The sequence below is a fragment of the Streptomyces sp. NPDC059455 genome, from assembly GCF_042750115.1.
In the GTDB taxonomy this organism is placed as follows: Bacteria; Actinomycetota; Actinomycetes; order Streptomycetales; family Streptomycetaceae; genus Streptomyces; species Streptomyces endocoffeicus.
Map to the genome: position 1 here is coordinate 1 of NZ_JBHYVB010000391.1, position 4,916 is coordinate 4,916.

Here is a 4,916-nt window from a genome sequence, read left to right on the forward strand (position 1 = left end):
TGTGTGGGGTTGTTTTTGTCCCCCCGACTGCTGAGATATAGCCCCCGAAAGGCGATACGGATTTACTTGCGCGCGTACTCCGGCTCCGCCTCCGCCGGGGCACCCGGCTGGCCACCCTCGCGCGACTTCAGCACGAACCAGCCGATCACCAGCAGCACGGCCCAGCCGGCGCCCACATACAGACAGACCCGGGCATCCTTGTCGTACGCGATCAGGCCGGTCACGATGATCAAGAAGATCAGCGCCACCCAGCTGAAGACGGCGCCGCCCGGGGCCGGGAAGGACGAGGCCGGCAGCCGGCCGGAGGTCACGGCCTTGCGGTACTTGATATGGCTGACGAGGATCATCGCCCAGGCCCAGATGCCCGCGGCCGTGGCCACCGAGGTGACGTACTCGAAGGCCTTCTCGGGGACCATGTAGTTGAGGATCACGCCGATGCCCATCAGCAACGCCGAGACGGTGATGCCGATGGCCGGGGTCTTACGGGCGTTGAGCATGCCGAAGGCCTTCGGGGCCTCGCTGTTGGCGGCCAGGCCGCGCAGCATCCGGCCGGTGGAGTACATCCCGGAGTTGCAGGAGGACAGCGCCGCGGTGAGCACCACGAAGTTGACGATGCCGGCCGCGAACGGGATGCCGATCTTGGAGAAGGCGTGCACGAAGGGGCTCTCGCCGGCCGAGAACTCGGTCCACTTGACGACGGCGAGCAGCACCACCAGGGCGCCGACGTAGAAGATGATGATGCGCCAGGGCAGGGTGTTGATCGCCTTGGGCAGGGTCTTCTCGGGGTCCTCGGACTCGCCCGCGGTGACGCCGACCAGCTCGACGGCGAGGTAGGCGAACATCACGCCCTGGAGGGTCATCAGGCTGTCGCCGATGCCGTTGGGGAAGAACCCGCCGTGCGACCAGAGGTTGGAGGCGGCCGCGGTGTCACCGGCGTCGGAGAAGCCGAGGGTGAGCACGCCCAGGCCGATGACGATCATGCCGATGATCGCGGTGACCTTGACCATCGAGAACCAGAACTCGACCTCACCGAAGATCTTCACCGAGATCAGGTTGACGCCGAACAGCACCACCAGGAAGACCAGGGCGCTGACCCACTGCGGGATCGAGGGGTACCAGTAGTTGATGTAGATGGCGGCGGCCGTGAGCTCGGCCATGCCGGTCACCACCCACATCAGCCAGTACGTCCACCCCGTGACGAAGCCGAAGAACGGGCCGAGGAACTCTCGGGCGTACTCCGCGAAGGACCCGGAGACCGGGCGGTACAGGAGCAGCTCACCGAGCGCTCTCATGATGAAGAAGATGACGACGCCCGCGAGGGCGTACATCAGGATGATGCTCGGGCCGGCCTTGGCGATGTTCGCCCCGGCACCCATGAACAGGCCGACGCCGATGGCGCCGCCGATAGCGATCATCTGGACCTGGCGACTGCCAAGGCCGCGCTCATAGCCCTCTTCAGGAGCCGCTGAGGTCATATTGCTGCGCCTTTCTCCCTGTGGCGGCTGGCTGCGATCGTGAAGATTTATCACGCCCGCCACACTGATCGACTGGGTCGCGTGTGGTGCACACCACAGGAAGAAGCGGACAAAAGTTACGCCGCACAACAAAGATAACGACCGCGGTGATGCGATCGTTATCCGGAGTTGAGCATCCTCTAAACGAACACTCAGTAATTGCCGGAGGGAATCATTCCGGCATGAGCGTCTCGATCAGGGTCTCCTGGAGCCCGCCGAGCCAGAAGTACGCCATCACCATCGGCTTGCGCGGATCGGAGTCCGGCAGCCCCAGCAGCTCACCGCCGTCGTCCTCGTCGGTGACCTCCAGCCGGGTCCCGATGGCCAGCCGCAGGTCGTTGAGCGCGCCCAGCCAGCACCGGGACCGCTCCGGCGCCAGCTCCAGCACCGCCGGGGCCCCACCCGAGGAGCCGGGGCCCAGCGCGTCCAGGTCGCGCACCACCGTCAGGGCGTCGTCGCGCTTGCGCGCCCGCAGGTCGTTCTCGGTGAAGCGGCGGAACTCCGCGGACGCCTCGCGCGCCGCCTTCTCCTCCCGCGCCCCGAGATCCTGGTCCGGCGGGGAGTAGGCGTCCGGGAAGAGCCGGGCGAGCGCCGGATCCTCCGGCGGCTTGCTCGGGCCGTCCGCGAAGAGCGCGGCCAGCGGGTCGTCGCCCTCGGCGGGCTGGTCACCCGGGCCGATCAGCTCGGCGAGCTGCATGGCCAGGCTGCGCAGGATGGAGATCTCCACCTCGTCCAGGGCGATGGCGGCGCCACCACCCGGCAACGGCTCGAAACGTCCCGACATCAGCGCTCCTGCTGGAGGGTCGCCCACAGGCCGTAGCCGTGCATCGCCTGCACGTCGCGCTCCATCTCCTCGCGGGTGCCGCTCGAGACGATCGCGCGGCCTTTGTGGTGGACGTCGAGCATCAGACGGTTGGCCTTGTCCTTGGAGTAGCCGAAGTAGCTCTGAAAGACGTAGGTCACATAGCTCATGAGATTGACGGGGTCGTTATGGACCACCGTCACCCAGGGAACGTCGGGTTCCGGCACCGACGAGGGTGCTTCACGGGATTCAGGACGTTCGATCTCCACGGGCGCGACACTCACACGTCCCATGCTGCCACCCGGCACGGGCCGTCGCCTAAACCGGCACCCAGATCTCGTCACTCTGACGAGTACGGGAGGTAGCATCGTCAACCATGGACACTGCGGACTTGGGACTGCCGGTGGACGTGCCGTCGACCGCGCTCTTCACCGACCGGTACGAACTCACCATGCTGCAGGCCGCGCTGCGGGCGGGCACCGCCGACCGCCGCTCGGTCTTCGAGGCCTTCACCAGGCGCCTCCCCGAGGGCCGGCGCTACGGCGTCGTGGCGGGCACCGGGCGGGTGCTGGACGCCGTCGAGAACTTCCGCTTCGACGCCGGCGTGCTGGACTTCCTCGCCCAGCAGCGGATCGTGGACGAGCCCACGCTCTCCTGGCTCGCCGACTACCGCTTCCGCGGCGACATCTGGGGCTACCCCGAGGGCGAGGTCTACTTCCCCGGCTCGCCGATCATCCGGGTGGAGGGCACCTTCGCCGAGGCGGTGCTGCTGGAGACGGTCATCCTCTCCATCCTCAACCACGACTCCGCGGTGGCCGCCGCCGCGTCCCGGATGTCCACCGCCGCCGGTGACCGGCCGCTCATCGAGATGGGCGCCCGCCGCACCCATGAGCTGGCCGCCGTGGCCGCCGCCCGCGCCGCCTACGTCGGCGGCTTCACCACCACCTCCGACCTCGCGGCCGGATTCCGCTACAACATCCCCACCGTCGGCACCAGCGCCCACGCCTTCACCCTGCTGCACGACAGCGAGCGGGACGCCTTCACGGCGCAGGTCCAGGCGCACGGCAGCGACACCACCCTGCTCGTGGACACCTATGACGTCGCCGAGGCGGTGCGCGCCGCCGTGGAGGTGGCCGGCAAGGACCTGGGCGCCGTAAGGATCGACTCCGGCGATCTGCTGCTGCTCGCCCACCGGGTGCGCCAGCAGCTGGACGAGCTGGGCGCCAAGAACACCAAGATCGTGGTGACCAGCGACCTCGACGAGTACGCGATCGCCTCGCTGGCGGCCGCCCCCGTGGACGCGTACGGGGTCGGCACCCAGCTGGTCACCGGCAGCGGCCACCCCACCAGCTCGATGGTCTACAAGCTGGTGGCGCGGGCGGTCTCGGACGACGCGGACGCGCCGCTGCTGCCGGTGGCCAAGAAGTCCATGGGCGCCAAGACCTCGGTGGGCGGCCGCAAATGGGCCGCGCGGCGGGTGGACGAGCACGGTGTGGCCGAGGCCGAGGTGATCGGCACCGGTGCGGTCCCCGAGGAGCTGGCGGGCCATCAACTGCTGGTGGAGCTGGTGCGCGGGGGCGAGATCGTGGCCCGCGAGCCGCTGGACGCGGCGCGGGACCGGCATATCGCGGCCCGGGCCGGGCTGCCGCTGTCGGCGACCCAGCTCTCGCGCGGGGAGCCGGTCCTGCCCACCGAGTACGCGCGGGCCTGAGGCGGGCGGGTCATGAGCGGGAACGCGGGGCACGCCCACTGCCGTAATCGCCGCGGAGTGTCTACCCTCGGTGACATGCACCGGGCACTGATCGTCGTCGACGTCCAGAACGACTTCTGCGAGGGCGGAAGCCTCGCGGTGACGGGGGGCGCGGACGTCGCCGCCGCGATCACCGATCTGATCGGGGAGGCTACGCCCGGTTACCGGCATGTCGTCGCCACCCGTGATCACCACATCGATCCGGGCGATCACTTCTCGGACAATCCGGACTATGAGCACACCTGGCCGGTGCACTGCGTCGCGGGCACCGAGGGCGTCGGATTCCACCCGAACTTCGCGCCCGCCGTCGCCTCCGGCGCGATCGACGCGGTCTTCGACAAGGGCGCTTACACGGGCGCGTACAGCGGCTTCGAGGGCGCCGACGAGCACGGCACCCCGCTCGCCCAGTGGCTGCGCGAGCGGGAGGTGACCGAGGTGGACGTGGTGGGCATCGCCACCGACCACTGCGTGCGGGCCACGGCGCTGGACGCGCGCCGCGAGGGGTTCGCGGCGCATGTCCTGCTGGACCTGACCGCGGGCGTCTCCCCGGGCACGACCGAGCGCGCCCTGGGGGAGCTGCGGGCGGCCGGGGTCGAGCTCAGCGGCAAGCCGGTCGTCTGAGGACCCCGGAGGCGCCCAGAACGCCCCCCAGCCCCCTTCCCGCCCCTTCCCGCGGCATCGATTTGCGGCTCCACCGCGCGGCAAGGGCTTCGCCCCTGGATCCCGGGGTCTGGGGCGGAGCCCCGCCTTCCAGCCCCTCCGGCGTTTGAGGAGCGGGGTCTGGGGCGGAGCCCCAGGTGGCGGTCGTGGCGGGGAGTGTAAAGCAGCCCGCCGCAGGGGTACAGGCCCC

Annotated in this window: 5 protein-coding genes; 2 read left to right on the forward strand and 3 right to left on the reverse strand. The window is 69.5% G+C overall.

What is annotated here, in order from left to right; translation table 11 throughout:
• Positions 1 to 62 precede the first annotated feature (62 nt).
• From ACFXB5_RS52610 to clpS, 3 genes are all read right to left on the reverse strand, one after another.
• Positions 63 to 1,475, reverse strand: a complete 1,413-nt coding sequence (locus ACFXB5_RS52610; RefSeq protein WP_385222992.1) for an amino acid permease — start codon at positions 1,473 to 1,475, stop codon at positions 63 to 65.
• A 211-nt stretch (positions 1,476 to 1,686) separates the two neighbouring features.
• Positions 1,687 to 2,298, reverse strand: a complete 612-nt coding sequence (locus tag ACFXB5_RS52615) for a DUF2017 domain-containing protein (protein ID WP_385222995.1) — start codon at positions 2,296 to 2,298, stop codon at positions 1,687 to 1,689.
• Entirely contained in the window at positions 2,298 to 2,609 is a 312-nt protein-coding gene (gene clpS, locus ACFXB5_RS52620; RefSeq protein ID WP_037962133.1) for an ATP-dependent Clp protease adapter ClpS, read from the reverse strand. The genes ACFXB5_RS52615 and clpS overlap by 1 nt, the downstream gene beginning before the upstream one ends.
• Positions 2,610 to 2,692: 83 nt before the next feature.
• Between clpS and ACFXB5_RS52625 the strand changes: the two genes are divergently transcribed.
• On the forward strand, positions 2,693 to 4,027 hold the full coding sequence (locus tag ACFXB5_RS52625) for a nicotinate phosphoribosyltransferase (protein ID WP_385222998.1): 1,335 nt from the start codon (positions 2,693 to 2,695) through the stop codon (positions 4,025 to 4,027).
• A 75-nt stretch (positions 4,028 to 4,102) separates the two neighbouring features.
• The gene (locus tag ACFXB5_RS52630; protein ID WP_385223001.1) at positions 4,103 to 4,687 is read left to right on the forward strand and encodes a nicotinamidase; all 585 of its coding nucleotides are present in this window, start codon (positions 4,103 to 4,105) and stop codon (positions 4,685 to 4,687) included.
• Positions 4,688 to 4,916 lie beyond the last annotated feature (229 nt).